At 53.6% G+C, this 19,470-nt stretch carries 19 protein-coding genes; 12 read left to right on the plus strand and 7 right to left on the minus strand.

The window, feature by feature from the left end; genetic code table 11:
• The first annotated feature begins 13 nt into the window (after nt 1-13).
• The 11 genes from O3S68_RS10550 to lipA all read left to right on the plus strand — a co-directional run bounded on the left by O3S68_RS10550 (nt 14) and on the right by lipA (nt 10,794).
• Nucleotides 14-631 (plus strand): adenosylcobalamin/alpha-ribazole phosphatase, encoded by a 618-nt coding sequence (locus O3S68_RS10550; protein ID WP_045509062.1) that lies wholly within the window; start codon nt 14-16, stop codon nt 629-631.
• A 242-nt stretch (nt 632-873) separates the two neighbouring features.
• Nucleotides 874-1,191: a ribosome silencing factor gene (rsfS, locus tag O3S68_RS10555; protein WP_017455887.1), complete on the plus strand. Its 318-nt coding sequence runs from the start codon at nt 874-876 to the stop codon at nt 1,189-1,191.
• Between the two features lie 3 nt (nt 1,192-1,194).
• A complete protein-coding gene (gene rlmH, locus O3S68_RS10560; protein ID WP_017455886.1) occupies nt 1,195-1,662 on the plus strand; it encodes a 23S rRNA (pseudouridine(1915)-N(3))-methyltransferase RlmH in 468 nt (155 codons plus the stop codon).
• Nucleotides 1,663-1,691: 29 nt separating this feature from the next.
• A complete protein-coding gene (gene mrdA / locus O3S68_RS10565; RefSeq protein ID WP_020457006.1) occupies nt 1,692-3,593 on the plus strand; it encodes a peptidoglycan DD-transpeptidase MrdA in 1,902 nt (633 codons plus the stop codon).
• A gap of 1 nt (nt 3,594) precedes the next feature.
• The gene (gene mrdB, locus O3S68_RS10570) at nt 3,595-4,707 is read left to right on the plus strand and encodes a peptidoglycan glycosyltransferase MrdB (protein WP_020457005.1); all 1,113 of its coding nucleotides are present in this window, start codon (nt 3,595-3,597) and stop codon (nt 4,705-4,707) included.
• A gap of 10 nt (nt 4,708-4,717) precedes the next feature.
• Nucleotides 4,718-5,911, plus strand: coding sequence for an endolytic peptidoglycan transglycosylase RlpA (gene rlpA / locus O3S68_RS10575; protein WP_269231445.1), 1,194 nt, complete (start codon nt 4,718-4,720; stop codon nt 5,909-5,911).
• 139 nt (nt 5,912-6,050) lie between these two features.
• Nucleotides 6,051-7,262 carry a D-alanyl-D-alanine carboxypeptidase DacA gene (gene dacA / locus O3S68_RS10580; RefSeq protein ID WP_020457003.1) on the plus strand — a complete coding sequence of 404 codons (1,212 nt, stop codon included), beginning with the start codon at nt 6,051-6,053 and terminating at the stop codon, nt 7,260-7,262.
• A 104-nt stretch (nt 7,263-7,366) separates the two neighbouring features.
• A complete protein-coding gene (ybeD, locus tag O3S68_RS10585) occupies nt 7,367-7,630 on the plus strand; it encodes a DUF493 family protein YbeD (RefSeq protein ID WP_017455881.1) in 264 nt (87 codons plus the stop codon).
• An 88-nt stretch (nt 7,631-7,718) separates the two neighbouring features.
• A complete protein-coding gene (gene lipB, locus O3S68_RS10590; RefSeq protein WP_017455880.1) occupies nt 7,719-8,360 on the plus strand; it encodes a lipoyl(octanoyl) transferase LipB in 642 nt (213 codons plus the stop codon).
• Nucleotides 8,361-8,664: 304 nt separating this feature from the next.
• Nucleotides 8,665-9,618, plus strand: a complete 954-nt coding sequence (locus tag O3S68_RS10595) for a YbeF family transcriptional regulator (protein WP_269231446.1) — start codon at nt 8,665-8,667, stop codon at nt 9,616-9,618.
• 210 nt (nt 9,619-9,828) lie between these two features.
• The gene (lipA, locus tag O3S68_RS10600) at nt 9,829-10,794 is read left to right on the plus strand and encodes a lipoyl synthase (RefSeq protein WP_269231447.1); all 966 of its coding nucleotides are present in this window, start codon (nt 9,829-9,831) and stop codon (nt 10,792-10,794) included.
• Between the two features lie 69 nt (nt 10,795-10,863).
• Here the strand turns inward: lipA and tatE are convergent, their stop codons facing one another.
• Both tatE and O3S68_RS10610 read right to left on the minus strand, forming a co-directional pair.
• On the minus strand, nt 10,864-11,058 hold the full coding sequence (gene tatE, locus O3S68_RS10605; protein ID WP_017455877.1) for a twin-arginine translocase subunit TatE: 195 nt from the start codon (nt 11,056-11,058) through the stop codon (nt 10,864-10,866).
• Between the two features lie 127 nt (nt 11,059-11,185).
• Nucleotides 11,186-11,974, minus strand: a complete 789-nt coding sequence (locus tag O3S68_RS10610) for a deaminated glutathione amidase (protein ID WP_269231448.1) — start codon at nt 11,972-11,974, stop codon at nt 11,186-11,188.
• 89 nt (nt 11,975-12,063) lie between these two features.
• Here O3S68_RS10610 and crcB point away from each other — a divergent pair, with 89 nt between their 5' ends.
• Nucleotides 12,064-12,447, plus strand: a complete 384-nt coding sequence (crcB, locus tag O3S68_RS10615; protein WP_017455875.1) for a fluoride efflux transporter CrcB — start codon at nt 12,064-12,066, stop codon at nt 12,445-12,447.
• Between the two features lie 62 nt (nt 12,448-12,509).
• On the opposite strand, the gene cspE is transcribed toward crcB, so the two are convergent.
• The 5 genes from cspE to O3S68_RS10640 all read right to left on the minus strand — a co-directional run bounded on the left by cspE (nt 12,510) and on the right by O3S68_RS10640 (nt 19,469).
• The gene (gene cspE / locus O3S68_RS10620; protein WP_007373839.1) at nt 12,510-12,719 is read right to left on the minus strand and encodes a transcription antiterminator/RNA stability regulator CspE; all 210 of its coding nucleotides are present in this window, start codon (nt 12,717-12,719) and stop codon (nt 12,510-12,512) included.
• A gap of 192 nt (nt 12,720-12,911) precedes the next feature.
• Nucleotides 12,912-13,445 carry a lipid IV(A) palmitoyltransferase PagP gene (gene pagP, locus O3S68_RS10625; RefSeq protein ID WP_442913138.1) on the minus strand — a complete coding sequence of 178 codons (534 nt, stop codon included), beginning with the start codon at nt 13,443-13,445 and terminating at the stop codon, nt 12,912-12,914.
• A 200-nt stretch (nt 13,446-13,645) separates the two neighbouring features.
• The gene (locus O3S68_RS10630) at nt 13,646-16,765 is read right to left on the minus strand and encodes an efflux RND transporter permease subunit (protein WP_269231450.1); all 3,120 of its coding nucleotides are present in this window, start codon (nt 16,763-16,765) and stop codon (nt 13,646-13,648) included.
• Entirely contained in the window at nt 16,762-18,216 is a 1,455-nt protein-coding gene (locus O3S68_RS10635) for an efflux RND transporter periplasmic adaptor subunit (RefSeq protein ID WP_269231451.1), read from the minus strand. Before O3S68_RS10635 ends, O3S68_RS10630 begins: the two co-directional genes overlap by 4 nt.
• Nucleotides 18,216-19,469 (minus strand): TolC family protein, encoded by a 1,254-nt coding sequence (locus tag O3S68_RS10640; RefSeq protein ID WP_269231452.1) that lies wholly within the window; start codon nt 19,467-19,469, stop codon nt 18,216-18,218. The genes O3S68_RS10635 and O3S68_RS10640 overlap by 1 nt, the downstream gene beginning before the upstream one ends.
• Between the last annotated feature and the right edge of the window lies 1 nt (nt 19,470).

Here is a 19,470-nt window from a genome sequence, read left to right on the forward strand (position 1 = left end):
ACGGGAGACCATCATGCGACTCTGGCTGATACGCCATGGAGAAACCGAAGCGAATGTCGCCGGGCTTTATAGCGGTCATTCACCGACTCCGCTGACGCCCAAGGGGCTGGCGCAGGCGAAAACTCTGCGCGATTTACTCGCTCATGTACCCTTCGATTATGTGCTGTGTAGCGAACTGGAGCGCGCGCAGCAGACGGCCGCACGCGTGCTGGAATCGCGCACGCTGACCGTTCATACCACACCATTACTCAATGAGATGTTTTTTGGCGACTGGGAAATGCGCCATCATCGCGATTTAACGCGAGAAGATCCGCAAAGCTATGCCGCCTGGTGTACCGACTGGCAGCACGCCGTTCCAACCAATGGTGAAGGATTTCAGGCATTTTCTGCACGAATTGAGCAAGTTATTGCGCTCGTTGCCGATATAAAAAGTCAGCACAAGAATGTGTTGATCGCCAGCCATCAGGGAGTGTTGAGTTTGTTGATCGCCCGTTTGCTCAACATGCCTGCTGCGTCACTGTGGCATTTTCGTGTTGATCAAGGGTGCTGGAGCGCTATTGATATCCATGATGATTTCGCCACGCTGCGGGTATTAAATAGCCGGGCAGCATGGCACGCGGACGATGCATAGCCTGTTTTTCATGCATCCTATTCACACCGCTGATTCGGTCATTGACACGCCCTCACAGGCTGTTATCCTCCGCGCGCAGAAATTGTTTTACAAAAATGGCAATGCAATCACGCGCCCGTGATGGGATGATAGCCAACTTTTAAACTTGCCGGGTCTCTCATACCCCGACAATCGATGCAGTTCAGGTATAATGTCAGGCCGTTCATTAACAGTACATTTTTCACTCACCCCAGGGGGAACACTTGCAGGGTAAAGCACTCCAGGATTTTGTTATCGACAAAATTGATGACCTGAAAGGTCAGGATATCGTCGCCATTGACGTTCAGGGTAAATCCAGTATCACCGACTGCATGATTATCTGCACCGGTACATCTACGCGTCACGTTATCTCTATTGCGGATCATGTGGTGCAGGAATCGCGCGCCGCCGGCATGATGCCGCTGGGTGTCGAAGGTGAAAGCGCCGCGGACTGGGTCGTTGTCGATTTAGGCGATGTCATTGTCCACGTCATGCAGGAAGAGAGCCGTCGCCTGTATGAACTGGAAAAACTCTGGGGTTAATGCGTGAAACTGCAACTGGTCGCCGTCGGCACGAAAATGCCGGACTGGGTACAGACAGGTTTTAGTGAATACCTGCGCCGCTTTCCAAAAGATATGCCGTTCGAGTTAATCGAAATTCCGGCGGGAAAGCGCGGCAAGAACGCAGATATCAAACGCATTCTCGATAAAGAGGGTGAACTGATGCTGGCCGCGGCTGGCAAAAATCGTATCGTTACCCTCGATATTCCGGGCAAACCCTGGGATACGCCGCAGCTGGCAAACGAACTGGAACGCTGGAAGCAAGACGGGCGCGATGTCAGCTTGCTTATTGGCGGGCCGGAAGGGTTATCCCCAGCCTGCAAAGCGGCGGCAGAACAAAGTTGGTCACTCTCTGCGCTAACGTTACCTCACCCGCTGGTGCGCGTGCTGGTTGCCGAAAGCCTGTATCGCGCATGGAGTATTACCACCAACCATCCTTATCACCGTGAGTAACGACGAGTCTTGGGTAGATTAAGCAGCGGATGAAATTACAGAATTCTTTTCGCGACTATACGGCTGAGTCCGCGCTGTTTGTGCGCCGGGCGCTGGTCGCTTTTACGGGGATTTTGCTGCTTACCGGCGTGCTGGTAGCCAATCTTTATAACCTGCAAATCGTCCGTTTTGCGGACTACCAGACCCGCTCCAACGAAAACCGCATCAAGCTGGTGCCTATCGCGCCCAGCCGCGGCATTATCTACGATCGCAACGGCACGCCGCTGGCGCTGAACCGCACCATCTATCAGGTCGAGATGATGCCGGAGAAAGTCGATGATGTGCAGCAAACGCTGGATGCCCTGCGCGATGTGGTCGATCTGAATGACGACGATATTGCCAACTTCAAAAAAGAGCGCTCACGCTCGCACCGCTTCACCTCAATCCCGGTAAAAACTAACCTGACGGAAGTTCAGGTGGCGCGCTTTGCGGTGAACCAGTACCGTTTTCCCGGCGTTGAGGTCAAGGGCTATAAGCGCCGCTTTTATCCGTATGGTTCTGCGCTGACGCACGTTATTGGCTACGTGTCGAAAATTAACGATAAAGATGTCGAACGGCTGGATAAAGAGGGCAAGCTGGCAAACTACGCTGCCACCCACGATATCGGTAAACTGGGTATTGAGCGTTATTACGAAGATGTGCTGCACGGTCAGACCGGTTATGAAGAGGTGGAAGTCAACAACCGCGGCCGCGTGATCCGTCAGCTCAAAGAGGTGCCGCCGCAGGCCGGTCACGATATCTACCTGACGCTGGATTTAAAACTCCAGCAATATATTGAAACGCTGCTCGCCGGTAGCCGTGCCGCCGTGGTCGTGACCGATCCACGCAATGGCAGCATTCTCGCGCTGGTGTCGATGCCAAGCTACGACCCGAACCTGTTTGTCGATGGCATTTCCAGCAAAGATTACTCTTCACTGTTAAACGACCCAAATACGCCGCTGATCAACCGCGCCACACAAGGGGTTTACCCGCCTGCGTCGACGGTAAAACCGTATGTGGCCGTTTCCGCACTCAGCGCCGGGGTGATCACGCGCAATACCAGCTTGTTCGATCCCGGCTGGTGGCAATTACCCGGCTCGGAAAAACGTTACCGCGACTGGAAAAAATGGGGTCACGGCCACCTGAATGTTACCAAGTCGCTGGAAGAGTCCGCCGATACCTTCTTCTATCAGGTCGCCTATGATATGGGCATTGACCGCCTGGCAGAATGGATGGGCAAATTTGGCTACGGTCACTATACCGGCGTTGACCTCTCGGAAGAGCGCGCCGGGAACATGCCAACCCGCGAATGGAAACTGAAGCGCTTTAAAAAGCCCTGGTATCAGGGCGATACCATTCCAGTAGGGATCGGCCAGGGTTACTGGACAGCAACGCCATTGCAGATGAACAAAGCGATGATGACACTGATCAATGATGGCGTTGTTAAAGTGCCGCACCTGCTGATGAGCACGGTAGAAGATGGCAAACAAGTGCCGTGGCAACAGCCTGCCCAGCCGCCGGTGGGTGATATTCACTCTGGCTACTGGGAGATTGCCAAAGACGGGATGTATGGAGTAGCCAACCGTCCGAACGGTACGGGTCATAAGTATTTCGCCAACGCACCGTACAAAGTCGCGGCGAAATCCGGTACCGCCCAGGTCTTTGGCTTGAAAGCCAACGAAACCTATAACGCCCACCGTATTGCCGAACGTCTGCGCGACCATAAACTAATGACGGCATTCGCCCCTTACGACAACCCGCAGGTCGCCGTCGCCGTCATTCTGGAAAACGGTGGCGCTGGTCCGGCGGTGGGTACGATTATGCGCCAGATCCTCGATCACATTATGCTTGGCGATAACAACACCGAGCTGCCAACGGAAAACCCGTCCACGGCAGCAGTGGAGGACCAATAACATGACGGATAATCCGAACAAGAAATCGTTCTGGGATAAAATCCACATCGATCCGGTGCTGCTGCTGATTATCCTTGCGCTGCTGTTTTACAGCGCGATCGTTATCTGGAGCGCCAGCGGCCAGGATATCGGTATGACCGAGCGCAAAATCGGCCAAATCGCCATGGGGCTGATTATCATGGTTATCCTGGCGCAGGTGCCGCCACGCGTCTATGAAGGTTGGGCGCCCTATCTCTACATTTTCTGCGTCGTGTTGCTTGTCGCGGTGGACGCTTTCGGCGCTATCTCAAAAGGCGCGCAGCGCTGGCTCGATTTGGGCGTGGTGCGTTTCCAGCCTTCAGAAATAGCCAAAATAGCCGTACCGTTGATGGTGGCGCGCTTTATTAACCGCGATGTCTGCCCGCCTTCGCTGAAAAATACCGCAATCGCGCTGGCGCTGATTTTCGTGCCGACGCTGCTGGTGGCGGCGCAACCGGATTTGGGAACCTCGATCCTCGTGGTGCTCTCCGGGCTGTTTGTGCTGTTTCTTTCCGGGTTAAGCTGGCGATTGATTGGCATTGCCGCAGTGCTGGTAGCGGCATTTATCCCGGTGTTGTGGTTCTTCCTGATGCATGATTATCAGCGCCAGCGCGTGATGATGCTGCTCGATCCGGAAACCGATCCGCTCGGCGCGGGCTATCATATTATTCAGTCAAAAATCGCCATCGGCTCCGGCGGTCTGAGCGGTAAAGGCTGGCTGCATGGAACCCAGTCGCAACTGGAGTTTCTGCCCGAACGCCATACCGACTTTATCTTTGCCGTGCTGGCAGAAGAGCTGGGCCTCATCGGTATCCTGATTTTGCTGGCGCTATATGTATTGCTGATTATGCGTGGGCTGTGGATTGCCGCCCGGGCGCAAACCACATTCGGGCGCGTTATGGCCGGTGGTTTAATGTTGATTTTGTTCGTTTATGTGTTCGTAAATATTGGTATGGTGAGTGGTATCCTGCCAGTGGTGGGCGTACCGCTGCCACTGATCAGTTACGGGGGTTCTGCCCTGATCGTACTCATGGCCGGGTTTGGTATCGTTATGTCGATCCATACCCACAGGAAAATGTTGTCAAAGAGCGTATAAGAGGTGGGCAATGCGTAAGCAATGGCTTGGGATCTGCATAGCAGCAGGATTACTGGCGGCATGTTCGAACGATGATGGTCAGCAGCAGACGACCGTAGCGCCGCAACCTGCGGTGTGTAATGGCCCTGTCGTTGAAATTAGCGGTGCGGAGCCTCATTACGAAGCGCCTGTCGCCACGGCGAATCAGGATTATGAACGCGACGGTAAGCGCTACAAAATCGTGCAGAATCCGGCGAACTTTAGCCAGGCGGGTTTTGCGGCGATTTACGATGCCGAACCCGGCAGTAATTTGACCGCCTCCGGCGAAGCGTTCGATCCGATGCAGCTTACCGCAGCGCATCCGACGCTGCCTATTCCGAGCTATGCGCGTATCACTAACCTGGCGAATGGTCGCATGATCGTGGTGCGTATTAACGATCGCGGGCCCTACGGTAACGATCGCGTAATTTCCCTGTCACGCGCGGCAGCGGATCGACTGAACACCTCCAATAACACCAAAGTGCGTATCGATCCGATTATCGTTGCGCAGGATGGTTCCCTTTCCGGCCCGGGTATGGCATGTACGAAAGTTGCACAGCAAACCTACGCCTTGCCAGCGCGTCCCGATCTTGGCGGCGGTCTCGGCAGTGTCTCTTCGGCTCCGCAGCCTGAAGAACCGCAGGGCAACGTACACGCGATCAGCAATGATACGCTGAAAAGCGACGACACCACTGCTGCGCCGGTACGTAGCGGTGGCTTCCTGGGCGCGCCGACCCCACTCGCCTCTGGCGTACTGGAAGGAAGCGCTAATACTTCCACCGCGACAGCAGCGCAACCTGCAACAACATCTGTGACGCCAACCGTTACACCGACCGCGCAGACTGCTCCAGCTGCGCAAACGTACACACCGACGCGCACTTCGCCCGTGACAGCACCGGGTTCGGTACAGGGCAACGTACATACGGCCGCGCCTGCCAGCAGCGCTGCGGCGGCAATCAGTGGCGGTTATATGGTGCAGGTGGGAGCCGTCAGCGATCAGACCCGTGCTCAGCAATATCAGCAGCGCCTGGCGCAGCAGTTTGCGGTTCCTGGCCGCGTCACGCAAAACGGTGCTGTCTGGCGCGTACAGTTAGGGCCGTTCAGCAACAAAGCGGACGCCAGCGCATTGCAGCAACGTCTGCAAAACGAGGCGCAATTGCAGTCATTTGTCACGAATGCCCAGTAAACTTGCGAAGGTGTCTGACTTTGTCAACTTATGTCAGCAACATTAACAAAGTCATGCTGAAAGTCAGATGCCTGCATGTATAGCTTTTGCTATAGTAAGGCACTTTTTTTAACTCCATCACGGATGTCGTTGTTCGACCATGAAGACCACTTTTTCCGTTCGTTTTATGCAGCGCCTGGCGCTCACCACGGCGCTGACTGCAGCCTCTCTTTCCGCTGCGCATGCCGATGACCTGAATATTAAGACCATGATCCCGGGCGTTCCGCAGATTGACGCGGAATCCTATATCCTGATCGACTATAACTCCGGCAAAGTGCTGGCTGAGCAAAACGCCGATGCGCGCCGCGATCCGGCAAGTCTGACCAAAATGATGACCAGCTATGTCATTGGCCAGGCCATGAAAGCGGGCAAATTTAAAGACAGCGATCTGGTCACGATTGGTAACGACGCCTGGGCAACCGGCAACCCGGTGTTCCGTGGCTCTTCCCTGATGTTCCTGAAACCTGGTATGCAAGTGCCGGTTTCCCAGTTGATCCGTGGTATCAACCTGCAATCCGGTAACGATGCCTGCGTGGCGATGGCCGATTATGTGGCGGGCAGCCAGGACGCGTTTGTCGGCCTGATGAATAACTATGTTAAAGCACTGGGCCTGCAAAACAGTCACTTCCAGACCGTACATGGCCTGGATGCTGATGGTCAGTACAGCTCCGCGCGTGACATGGCGCTGATTGGTCAGGCGCTGATCCGCGATGTGCCGAACGAATACTCCATTTATAAAGAGAAAGAGTTCACCTTTAACGGCATTCGTCAGACCAACCGTAATGGCCTGCTGTGGGATAACAGCCTGAATGTTGACGGGATTAAAACCGGTCACACCGATAAAGCGGGTTATAACCTGGTGGCGTCAGCGACCGAAGGCCAGATGCGCCTGATATCTGCTGTGATGGGTGGTCGCACGTTTAAAGGCCGTGAAACCGAAAGCAAGAAGCTGCTGACCTGGGGCTTCCGTTTCTTTGAAACTGTAAGCCCAATTAAAGCCGGTAAAGAGTTTGCTTCAGAGCCTGCATGGTTTGGCGACAGCGATCGTGCTTCGCTGGGTGTTGATAAAGACGTGTACCTGACCATTCCGCGCGGCCGTATGAAAGATCTGAAAGCCAGCTATGTGCTGAACACCAGCGAGCTGCACGCACCGCTGCAGAAAAATCAGGTGGTTGGCTCTATTAACTTCCAGCTGGATGGCAAAACCATCGAACAGCGCCCGCTGGTGGTGCTGCAGGAGATCCCGGAAGGTAATTTCTTCGGCAAAATCATTGATTATATTAAATTGATGTTCCATCACTGGTTTGGCTAAAAATTGAACACTTGAAAGTGTGATTTCCGTCCCCATATACTTAGTATCTCAGAAAAACTCCTGCCCTTGCGGCAGGAGTTCTTATTTTTAACGCCGGAGCTGACATGAAAACCAATCTTAAAGAACTGCTTGAATTCCCGACTCCTTTTACTTACAAAGTGATGGGTCTGGCGAAACCAGAGCTGGTTGATCTGGTGGTTGAAGTGGTACAGCGCCATGCGCCAGGTGATTACTCTCCGCAGGTAAAACCGAGCAGCAAAGGCAATTACCACTCGGTATCCATCACCATTAACGCTACGCATATTGAGCAAGTTGAGACGCTGTACGAAGAACTCGGCAATATCGAAATTGTTCGTATGGTGCTGTAATTGTTCATCACGTTACCCGGAGCCATTCGGGTAACGTTTTCGCTGTGATATACTTCCCCCACTCTTTTTCTCCCCCGGGGATGCCGTTTTGTCTCAGGACACCATTCTTATCCGCAATCTTGGTTTGCAGCCTTATGATCCGATTTCTCGGGCAATGCATGAATTTACTGATGCTCGCGACGAGACGACGCCGGATGAAATCTGGCTGGTAGAACACCATCCCGTCTTTACGCAAGGTCAGGCCGGCAAAGCCGAACATGTGCTCGCCCCGGGGGATATTCCTGTGATCCAGAGCGATCGCGGCGGCCAGGTAACCTACCATGGACCAGGCCAGCAGGTGATGTATGTATTAATTAATCTGAAGCGGCGCAAAGTAGGCGTGCGCGAACTTGTCACATTGCTGGAAAATACGGTTATCAATACGCTGGCCACACTCGGGATTAACGCACAGGCGCGAGCTGACGCACCGGGTGTATATGTGCAAGGCAAGAAAATTTGTTCCCTGGGTCTGCGGATCCGTAAAGGGTGCTCATTCCATGGCCTGGCGCTGAATATCGATATGGATTTGGCGCCGTTTATGCGCATCAATCCTTGCGGTTACGCCGGTATGGAAATGACCCAGGTCAGCCAACTGGTGGAAAATAGCGATATGGATAAATTAAGGACGATTCTTATCCAGCAATTTTTAGCGCTACTAAACAATCCACCGCATCAATATATGAGCGCTTAATATATCATGTATAGAAGCCCGCATTTTGTGCGGGTAGTTATTTATTTGGCCTGTTAGCGCTTTACAATAGAAGCCATATTCTCTATTTTCAACCTGCCTGCTTTGTCGGGAAAATTAGCATTAAAGCACGTTGCCAGGCTTTGTATACACGCTCCAGTCCAATCTTTTTTTAGTGTATTGTCTGGCCTCGCGATGAAAAACTACGTCATGATGACGAGAGACAGGATGTTTACTCAAGTTAATAATCAACAAAAAAAATAAATTCAACTATCATTCAGATTTTGAATGAATACGGAGCACAAGCGTGGATAATAATAACCTGCAGGAAAAGCGAATAACCGTGCGCCCCGACGATGATAAGCCGCAAGTCTTCAGAACGCTGCGCAATATTGATCTCAATTTACTGACTATTTTTGAGGCAGTATATGTGCACAAAGGGATAGTCAACGCGGCGAAAGTGCTCAATTTAACGCCTTCCGCAATTAGCCAGTCCATTCAAAAATTACGCGCAATATTTCCCGATCCGCTTTTCATTCGTAAAGGTCAGGGCGTGACGCCTACGGCTTATGCTTCCCATCTGCACGAATATATCAGCCAGGGACTGGAGTCTATTCTTGGCGCATTAGATCTGACCGGCAGCTATGACAAACAACGTACGATTACCATCGGCACGCCACCATCGATTGGTGCATTAGTTATACCTGTTATCTTCCAGGCAATAAAAGAGAGTTCGCCGCATCTGATGATGCGTAATATTCCTGTTAACGATGCGGAAAGCCAGCTCTGCCAGTTTCAAACCGATTTAATTATTGATACGCATATTGCGGGCTCTCGTACCATTAATCATCACGTCCTCTATAGCGACCGTGTCATGCTGGTTTGCCGCAAAGGGCACCCTTGTTTAAATGGGCCGATTAATGAAGCGGTTTTACAGCAGTACGAACACACGCTGCTCATGCTGGAAGGGCAAAATCTTAGCGGGCTGCGCCAGCGTGTACAGGATCTTTTCCCTGAGCGTCAGGTAAGCTTCAGCAGTTACAATATGTTTACGATTGCGGCACTGATCGGCAACAGCGATATGCTGGGATTAATGCCGGCGCGGCTGTTTACGTTATTCAGTGGCTGTTGGCCGCTGGTTGAAATTGATTACCCGCCAATCAGTAACGAGCACCTTGAAATCTCGCTTTTTTACAATAAGTTGAGCCTGCGTGACCCGGTGCTGGAAAGCGTTATTAACGTTATACGACGGGCTTTTTAACGCCCGTCCGTGCCAGGCGAAAGCGCTAACCCTTATTGGGCATTTGGCACAAAACAACAACTATTTTACAAATTGCCCCGTTGTCAGGCTGCTTTCTATCCCCCATCAATGGTATACTGCACGCAAGTTAATTCAAAAATAGTTGATAAATACAACATTCATTTGAATTGAAATGCTTACTTCGTTATCCGCAACTGGAACACGCACGCTATGAGTAAACCCATTGTGATGGAACGCGGTGTTAAGTACCGCGATGCCGATAAAATGGCGCTTATCCCGGTTAAAAATGTGGCGACAGAGCGCGAAGCCCTGTTAAGAAAACCGGAATGGATGAAAATCAAACTCCCGGCCGACTCCTCCCGTATCCAGGGTATTAAAGCAGCCATGCGCAAAAACGGGCTGCACTCTGTGTGCGAAGAGGCTTCCTGCCCGAACCTTGCTGAGTGTTTCAACCACGGTACGGCAACCTTTATGATCCTTGGTGCTATCTGCACGCGCCGTTGCCCATTCTGCGATGTGGCACACGGACGTCCTGTGGCACCGGATGCCAACGAACCGCAAAAACTGGCGCAGACCATTGCTGATATGGTGCTGCGTTATGTGGTTATCACCTCTGTAGACCGTGACGATTTGCGTGATGGCGGTGCTCAGCATTTTGCTGATTGCATTACCGCCATCCGCGAAAAAAGCCCATCGATCAAAATCGAAACGCTGGTGCCGGATTTCCGTGGCCGCATGGATCGTGCGCTGGATATACTCACCGCCACGCCGCCGGATGTCTTTAACCACAATCTGGAGAACGTGCCGCGTATTTACCGCCAGGTTCGCCCGGGCGCGGATTATAACTGGTCGCTGAAACTTCTGGAGCGTTTTAAAGAAGCGCATCCGGAAATCCCCACAAAATCCGGTCTGATGGTTGGCTTAGGTGAAACCAACGCAGAGATCATTGAGGTTATGCGCGATCTGCGCCGTCACGGCGTGACGATGCTGACGCTGGGCCAATATTTACAGCCAAGCCGCCATCACCTGCCGGTACAGCGCTATGTCAGCCCGGATGAGTTTGACGAAATGAAAGAGGAAGCACTGGCGATGGGCTTTACCCATGCGGCGTGTGGCCCGTTCGTTCGTTCCTCTTACCATGCCGATCTGCAGGCAAAAGGCGTGGAAGTAAAGTAATACTTGCTTACACTGCAGACAAAAAAACCGGCTTCTGCGCCGGTTTTTTTTCGCCTGTCAAAGCCGCTGTTACTCTTTGTGAGAGAGTTTTTCTGCTGTGACTTCGTCAGCTTTTTTCGCTGCATCATCATCATTCATGGCTTTTTTAAAGCCTTTGATGGCTGCGCCCAGGTCACCGCCGAGCGTACGCAATTTTTTGGTTCCAAACAGCAGAACAACCAGTGCGGCCACAACCAGCAGTTTGGTAATACTAATCTCACCCATAGATACCTTCTTTCGTAAAACAGGCTGCATAAAACGCCATTATAACCGGACTTCATTAACGGTCATTCGACGCGCGCACACAATAGCAATGTGTAACGAGATGAATCAAGTGTTGTTTAAAAAAACATCACAATAAATGCGGTGCAGCGAAACGGCGATTACGTAACACCGGCAGTACCTCGCGCGTCTGCACCACACGTTCCGGCGAGACCTCGGCGAAAATAAGCTGTGGCGCTTGCGCCGCCGCCGCAACCGTCACGCCCTGCGGATCAACGACCCGGCTCTGCCCGATATTTTTATTGCCGCATTCGCCTGCCGCGACAATATAACATGTTGTGTCCAGCGCCCTTGCCGAAAGCAGCGTCGCCCAGTGCTGCTCCTTGAGGGGACCGCGTACCCAGGCGGCAGGCAACACCAGCAGTTCTGCCCCCTGCAACGCCAGCGACAAAGCCAGCTCCGGGAAACGCAGATCGTAGCACGTCATCAACCCGACCTTCATGCCCTCCACCTCAATCAACGGCGGAATATCGCGCCCGGCGTCCACCCGCGCAGATTCCTGCATGTTGAATGCGTCATACAAATGCAGCTTGGCATACTGCGCGATCACCTCTCCACCGCGCAATACCACCAGCGTATTAACTGCCCTGCCCTCGGTTGACGGAACATGCACCGTCAACACCGTCGTCAACGCATTACGCTGGCTCTCCGTACGCAACAGGCTCAGAAAGCCGCCATCAAGCGTCTGCGCCGATTTGACAGAAAGGTGAGGGTCTGCATCATCTCTTGCCAGTAATGCCTCTGGCAGCACCAGCAGCGACGCCTGACGCGCTGCCGCCTGTGCCATCAACGCAACACACGTCTGCGCATTGGTCCGCCAGTCTGGCGTGACCGCAAATTGCCCGGCTGCAACAATCATCTTTAGTCCTCTCGCTTCGTCGCGATAGCCAGAAAATAGCCGCGACGCTAAACTCAACACTCTAACAAATCAAATAGCAGGATCTCACGGTGTTACAACTTCTTTTAGCGGTATTTATTGGCGGTGGAACCGGCAGCGTTGCGCGCTGGATGTTAAGCATGAAACTTAATCCGGCACATCAGGCGATCCCTGTTGGGACGCTCACCGCCAACCTGCTCGGCGCGTTTATTATCGGTATGGGGTTAGCGTGGTTCAATCGGATGACGCACATCGATCCCGTCTGGAAAGTGCTGTTAACCACCGGTTTTTGTGGCGGTCTGACTACCTTTTCTACCTTTTCCGCAGAAGTGGTTTTCTTGTTACAGGAGGGGCGAATTAACTGGGCGCTGCTGAACGTGGCGGTAAACCTGCTGGGCTCGTTTGCTATGACGGCACTGGCGTTTTGGCTATTTTCCTCAGTTAATGCAAACTGAAAGGATAAAAAAACCCGCCTTGCGGCGGGTTTTGGAATTCTTACTGTACGTACGTAGCTGAATTAAACAGGCATTACGTTCGCAGCAGATGGGCCTTTGGCACCGTTAGTGATTTCAAACTCAACGCGCTGACCTTCAGCCAGGGTTTTGAAACCATTGCTCTGGATTGCAGAGAAGTGTACGAACACGTCTTTGCTGCCATCTTCCGGAGTAATGAAACCGAATCCTTTGGATTCATTAAACCACTTAACGTTACCTTTAATCTTAGACATCAAAATTACCTTTACATGAAAAATCGACACAAATGCTGTGTCGGGTATCAGTACAACAATTGTGACGACTTTTGTCCAGTCGTTATTCGTGAAAAAGTGATAAATGTCGCTAACTTTTTTGCAAAAGTGAGTTTATTCCGCGTTTTAGGCGATGATTAAAATTTGTACATCGCGTTAACACCTCGTTTGCAGCTAAAACTGAAAGCGCATCCAGGCAAAGTAAACGTTCCCGTTGTTATAGGTGCCCGGAATGTAGGTCATCTGGAAGGTCGCCGGGCCATAACCGATAGATGCCAGCGGCAACAGTACCGGAATGGGAATGTACTTCCAGTTATCACGCGCGGTAAACCCGGCCGTATAACCCAATCCCAGACGGAAGTTATCATCTGCCAGCGGACGCCATGTTTTCTCCCATCCGTAGCCGCCAATCGGCTCCCATTTGTTAAATGAATCTTTAAATGCCATCAGATAGAGGCCGTGCCAGTTCCCTTTTTCGTCCCAGCGTGACTGACCAAAACCCGCGCCCCATGGACGTTCGTTATAGCGGTCCGTTTTCTCCTTGTCATAGGCGAAACGCGCATGCCAGGTGATAGCAGGAACATAGAGATCATAATGCTCTGGCTGCTGCCAGGTTTGCTTCACATTGTCAGTAAAACTCGAGAACCAGGAATTCTCTGCAGCAAGCGCTGTGGTAACCACCGAAAACTGGCAAAATAAAGACAAAATAATAGCTAAAAACTTCTTATTTACAGACACCGTATTTATTCCATGTTATGCAACAACGTATATTCTTGGGCATGTTATCTGAATGGTTCCTTAACAAGATCGGATTAATTCTGAAAAAACCTACGGAATAATCGCAGTATTACGTCACTAAACACAGAATATCGTTCAATGCGCCCCATCACAGGGGCGCAAAAAAGCGACTAACGTTTGCGATGCAGTAAGAAATAAACTGCCGGGATAACCAACATCGACAGCAAAGGTGCCGTTATCATGCCGCCAATCATCGGCGCAGCGATACGGCTCATCACCTCCGAACCGCTGCCACCGCCCCACATAATGGGAAGCAGCCCCGCCATTATCGTCGCAACCGTCATTACCTTTGGCCGCACGCGGAGTACCGCACCTTCATGGATTGCCTGTAGCAGTACCTTATTTCCCCCCTCCGGTTCACGTGTGCGATATTTCTTAAGCGCGTGATTAAGATAGAGCACCATAATAACGCCGAACTCTGCCGCCACGCCGGCCAGAGCAATAAAACCGACCGCCCCCGCAACGGATAAATTATATCCCAGCAGCCACAATAACCAGACACCGCCAATCAACGAGAATGGTAATGTCCCCATTATTAACAGGGCATCAGATATACGCTTAAAGGTAATAAATAGCAGGACGAAGATAATCATTAGCGTTACCGGCAAAACGATTTTCAATTTTGCCGTGGCGCGTTCCAGATATTCAAACTGTCCGGACCACGAGAGCGTGACCCCCTGCGGCAGTTTCACCTGCTGCGCTACACGCTGCTGCATCTCGTCCACTGCCGATTTCAAATCGCGACCGCGCAGGTCAACGTAGATCCAGTTTGAGAGGCGCGCGTTCTCGCTTTTCAGCATGGGCGGCCCCTCTTTCACCACGATATCCGCCAGTTCACCTAACGCGATCTGGCTGCCATTTTCGGTGATCACCGGCAATTTACGCAAATCATCGACGTTATCCCGTATTTCTCGCGGGTAACGTACATTGACAGGATATCGCTCCCGCCCCTGCAGCACTTCGCCAATATTTTCCCCACCAACCAGCGTAGAGACCAGCGATTGCAACTCTTTTACCGACACACCATAACGCGCAGCCTGCTGCCGGTTAATGTTGATATCGACGTAGCGCCCCCCCGCCAGACGCTCGGCCAGTGCCGATGTTACGCCTGGCACTGTTTTCACCACCTGCTCGATTTGCTGCGCCACACGTTCAATATCAGCAATATTATTTCCGTTCACCTTAATCCCCACCGGGCTTTTGATCCCGGTTGCCAGCATATCCAGGCGGTTACGGATAGGCGGCACCCAGACATTGGCAATGCCCGGCACCCTGACGGTTTTATCCAGTTCTTCCACCAGTTTTTCCGGCGTCATGCCTGGCCGCCACTGGTCGCGTGGTTTAAAGCGAATAGTGGTTTCCAGCATGGTTAATGGGGCAGGATCGGTCGCGCTCTCTGCTCGGCCTGCTTTACCAAACACGCTCGCCACTTCCGGCACGCTTTTAATCAGCCGGTCAGTCTGCTGCAATAAACGCCCGGCTTCCCGCGCAGAGATCCCCGGTAACGTCGACGGCATATACAGTAAATCGCCTTCGTTGAGCGGCGGCATAAACTCACTGCCCAGCCGACTCAACGGCCATAACGTTGCCAGCAACAGCAACAACGCCACCGCCAGTGTCGCTTTCGGCCACGCCAGCACTTTATCCAGCAGTGGCTCATACAGGCGAATCAGGAAACGGTTAATGGGGTTGGCTTTCTCATCAGGGATCTTGCCGCGAATAAACAAGCCCATCAGCACCGGAACCAGCGTGATACCAAGCCCGGCCGCTACTGCCATCGCCCAGCTCTTGGTGAATGCCAGCGGCGAGAACATACGCCCTTCCTGCGCTTCGAGTGAAAACACAGGAATAAACGACAGGGTAATGATCAGCAGGCTGCAAAATAACGCCGGCCCCACTTCGACTGCAGCCTGTTCTGAAAAATGCCAGTAATCCGCTCCGGTCGGCTGTCGATCAGGGTTATCGTGCCGCCACTGCTCCATCACCTTGTGCATATTCTCAATCATCACAATGGCCGCATCCACCATCGCACCGATAGCAATCGCAATCCCGCCCAGCGACATGATATTGGCGTTGATGCCCTGGTAATGCATGACGATAAACGCGCCGAGGATCCCCAGCGGCAGTGACACAATTGCCACTAATGCCGAACGGAAATGGAACAGGAACAGCGTGCAAACCAGCGCAACAACGATAAATTCCTCAATTAATTTATGCGTCAGCGTTTCAACCGCGCTCTCAATCAGCGTCGAGCGATCATAAACCGGTACGATCGCCACACCGTCGGGCAGCGTTTTTTGCACCTCGCTGAGTTTCGCTTTCACCGCATGAATGGTATCGAGCGCGTTTTTGCCATAACGCATAACGATAATGCCGCCCGCGACTTCACCTTCGCCATTATATTCCGCCACGCCGCGGCGTAGCTCAGGCCCCAGGCGCACCGTCGCTACATCTGAAAGCATCACCGGTACACCATCCCGGCTGGCGATCACTATCTGGCGAAAATCTGCCAGTTGCCGCAGGTAACCGGTGGTACGCACCATAAATTCGGCTTCGCCCATCTCCAGCAGCGCACCGCCACTCTCCTGGTTCGCCGCCTGCACAGCGCTGACGATCTGTTCATGGGTAATATTCAGCGCCCGCATTTTCGCGGGATCCGGCACAACCTGATATTGCCGAACCATACCGCCAACACTTGCCACTTCCGCAACGTTCGGCACGGTTTTAAGTTCAAATTTCAGCGTCCAGTCCTGCAACGCGCGTAAATCCGCCAGATTATGTTTACCGCTGCGATCCACCAGCGCGTACTCATAAATCCAGCCCACACCGGTCGCATCCGGCCCTAACCCAACGTTCACGCCCGCAGGCAATGAAGACTGGATTTGACTTAAGTTCTCCAGCACACGAGAACGCGCCCAGTAGAGATCGGTATCATCATCAAACAGCACATAGACATAGGCATCGCCAAACATCGAATAGCCGCGCACCGTTTTCGCCCCCGGCACGGAAAGCATGGCGGTAGTCAACGGATAAGTCACTTGATCTTCAATAAGTTGCGGCGCTTTACCCGGATAGCTGGCACGAATAATCACCTGTACATCGGAGAGATCCGGCAGAGCATCCAGCGGCGCGCGCTGGATTGACCAAATCCCCCAGCCGGTGAGCACCAGCGCGGCCAGCAGGATTAACAAGCGGTTACGCAGCGAGGCACGAATCACGGCAGCAATCATTTCATCGTCTCCTGCGTGGGCATCAGATGAGTAATGACAGCACCCTGCTCGTCATCGAGCGTAAAGCTGAACATCACCTTATCGCCCACTTTGATGGCGGGTTCAGGCTGTTTAAGAACGAAGTCCATCGTCATCGCTCCCCAGTTCAGCGCCGGAATCGGCTGGTGCGACAGCGTGATGCTACCAGCATCAATTGCTTTCACCACACCGGTTGCGTCGTAGGTTTGCACTTTCTTCGCGGGAGTTTGCGGCGCCTGTTGGTGCGGCAGTGCGCTACGCAAGCTCGCTTCTGAGTCAATCAGGAACTGGCCGGAGGTCACGACCTTATCGCCCTCCTGTAATCCGGACAGCACTTCGGTCCAGCCCTCTGCCGTACGCCCGGTGGTGACGTTAACGGCCTGGAAATGCCCGTCACCCGTCGCCAGTAACACGCGGCTTGCCGCACCGGTTTCAATCAGTGCCTCTTCCGGAATAGCCAGTACCGCGGGCTGTTGCGCCGATGCAGGCTGCGTTACGGTCAGGAACATGCCGGGTTTAAGTTTTTGCTGTGGGTTATCCAGCACGATACGCGCTTTCAGCGTCCGGGTGGTGGTTTCAAGCTGCGGCAACAACTCACTGACGCGGCCGTGAAACTGCTCACCCGGCCAACTACCCGATGTGGCAATAATTTCTCTACCCGCAGTAAGCGCCTGCGCCTGGCTTTGCGGGTAATCGACCACCAGCCAGACAGGATCAAGGTTCGCCAGCTCAAAGAGAACTTGCGTAGCGGCAACTTGCGCGCCTTCACGGGAATCAAGTTTCACCACATAGCCATCGCGATCGGCGCGCAGCGTGAGCCGGGTTTGCGGTTTCCCGCTACGCTCAACCGCGCGAATAATGGCATCCGGCATAAACTGCAACGCCAGCCGCTCACGGGCGGCGCGTGTCAGTTCGCCATCGCCCAACTGGCGCACCGCCAGATACTCCTGCTGCGCCGTTGTCCATTGCGGGATCCACAGTTGCGCCAGCGCTTCGCCTTTCTTCACCCACTGTTGCGGCGCGCGGACAAACAGTTTTTCCACCACGCCCGCCGCAGGAGACGGCACGCTCTGAATGCTGCGCTCATCGGTGGTTACCGTGGCAAAGGCGGAAAACGCGTCAGCAAGCGCGCGTTTTTCCACCTTCGCCGTCGTCATCCCCAGGTTTTGCTGCTGCTGCGCACTGACGCTGACGCCACCGCTGGCAGGTGTTTCATCGGCATAACGCGGCACCAGCGGCATATCCATAAACGGGGATTTACCGGGCTTGTCAAAACGCTGATCCGGCACCATCGGATCGTACCAGTAGAGCACTTTTCGTTGTGTTGTTTGCTCGCCTGAAGCCGCAGGCGCACTGTGCTGGCGACCGGCGAAATACCCTACGCCCGCCGCCAGGCAAGCCGCAATCACGACGGCTAAAATCGTTTTTTTCATTACCTTAACTCCTGCGGGATCAGCCAGCGGATTGCGGCCCATTTCTGCGCCATCTCTTTCTCGGCCTGGTTCGCGGCCAGTTCGCTATCGAGCACATTACGTCGGGCCTCCAGTAACCCGGAGAGATCCGATTGCCCCGAACGGTATTGCGCCGCCAGTAACGTGGCCCGCTGACGAACCAGCGGCAGCACCTCGTCACGCTGGCGCATCCACAGCGTTTGCGCGGCGTTATATTCGGCAATGAGCGAATGCAGCTGTGCGGCGTGATCGCGCTCAGCCAGCGCCAACTGGTCGTTAGCCTGCATAGTGCGGGAAACATCAGCGGCGTGATCTTTATCCTGACGGTGCGACTGGAACAGCGGCAAATCGACGGTAAACATCACCCCGGCCATATCTTCATACCCTTCGGCGCGGCGTCCGTACCACACTTCCACCTCGACATCCGGAATGGCGGCAATGGCGGATTCGGCGGAACGGGCTTTCGCGCTGTTAGCCATACTGGCCGCAGCGATAATGTCCGGATGCTGCGCAATGCCCTGCTCCAGCGTTTTTTCATCCGCGGGCAGACGTTGATACCGTGGAAGCTCGCCGGAAACGGCACTCACATCCTCGCCAGTCAACTGTGTCAGGCGAGTTTGCGCCAGGTGCACATCGCGTTCGGCGAGCGTGAGCTTGTCGCGCATTGCACTCAGGCCAACCCGGAAAGCCAGCACGCTGTCTAGTGCAGCATTGCCCGCTCCCACGCTGGCGCGCTGCGCGCCCTGCTGGCGTTCGGTTTCTACCAGCAGTTTGCGCGCGGTCTGCAACGCCTGTTGTGAAAGCGCTAAGTCGAGCCACGCCTGGGCGGTGTCGCGCTGTAAATTGGCGCGTACGACGGCAGATTTGGCGCTAACACTTTGCGCTTCGGCTAACAACGTATCGGCTTTACGATCGCGTTTTTCGGCGCTGACATACTGCTGCATGATACCGATCCGTTGCATCGTCATCCCTTCGCGGGTTAAACGGCGATCGTTGTTGCCCTGTACCGGGACGTTTTCAATACCGAATTTCAGCTTCGGGTCGGGTAACTGGCGGGCAGAATCTGCCATCGCATCCAGCGCCTGCGCTTCGTTGCGGTTAGCGGAAAGTTCGGCGGAATAGCGCTCAGCGGCGGCAAGGGTTTGCGTCAGCGTCAGTGACTCCGCCTGCGCGGCGGAGCACATCAGTCCAAGCAACACCCCGCCGAGCCGCAGGCTCAGCGAGTAACGTTTCATT

The sequence above is a fragment of the Kosakonia sp. SOY2 genome (genome assembly GCF_027109175.1).
Taxonomy (GTDB): Bacteria; Pseudomonadota; Gammaproteobacteria; order Enterobacterales; family Enterobacteriaceae; genus Kosakonia.

Excerpts from the sequence above, each read along its gene's own strand:
- mrdA (WP_020457006.1), top strand. The coding sequence starts at position 1,692 with ATGAAATTACAGAATTCTTTTCGCGACTATACGGCTGAGTCCGCGCTG.
- dacA (WP_020457003.1), top strand. The coding sequence starts at position 6,051 with ATGAAGACCACTTTTTCCGTTCGTTTTATGCAGCGCCTGGCGCTCACC.
- lipA (WP_269231447.1), top strand. The coding sequence starts at position 9,829 with ATGAGTAAACCCATTGTGATGGAACGCGGTGTTAAGTACCGCGATGCC.
- rlpA (WP_269231445.1), top strand. The coding sequence starts at position 4,718 with ATGCGTAAGCAATGGCTTGGGATCTGCATAGCAGCAGGATTACTGGCG.
- ybeD (WP_017455881.1), top strand. The coding sequence starts at position 7,367 with ATGAAAACCAATCTTAAAGAACTGCTTGAATTCCCGACTCCTTTTACT.
- O3S68_RS10550 (WP_045509062.1), top strand. The coding sequence starts at position 14 with ATGCGACTCTGGCTGATACGCCATGGAGAAACCGAAGCGAATGTCGCC.
- mrdB (WP_020457005.1), top strand. The coding sequence starts at position 3,595 with ATGACGGATAATCCGAACAAGAAATCGTTCTGGGATAAAATCCACATC.
- O3S68_RS10630 (WP_269231450.1), bottom strand. The coding sequence starts at position 16,765 with ATGATTGCTGCCGTGATTCGTGCCTCGCTGCGTAACCGCTTGTTAATC.
- O3S68_RS10635 (WP_269231451.1), bottom strand. The coding sequence starts at position 18,216 with ATGAAAAAAACGATTTTAGCCGTCGTGATTGCGGCTTGCCTGGCGGCG.
- cspE (WP_007373839.1), bottom strand. The coding sequence starts at position 12,719 with ATGTCTAAGATTAAAGGTAACGTTAAGTGGTTTAATGAATCCAAAGGA.
- O3S68_RS10610 (WP_269231448.1), bottom strand. The coding sequence starts at position 11,974 with ATGATTGTTGCAGCCGGGCAATTTGCGGTCACGCCAGACTGGCGGACC.
- O3S68_RS10640 (WP_269231452.1), bottom strand. The coding sequence starts at position 19,469 with ATGAAACGTTACTCGCTGAGCCTGCGGCTCGGCGGGGTGTTGCTTGGA.
- tatE (WP_017455877.1), bottom strand. The coding sequence starts at position 11,058 with ATGGGTGAGATTAGTATTACCAAACTGCTGGTTGTGGCCGCACTGGTT.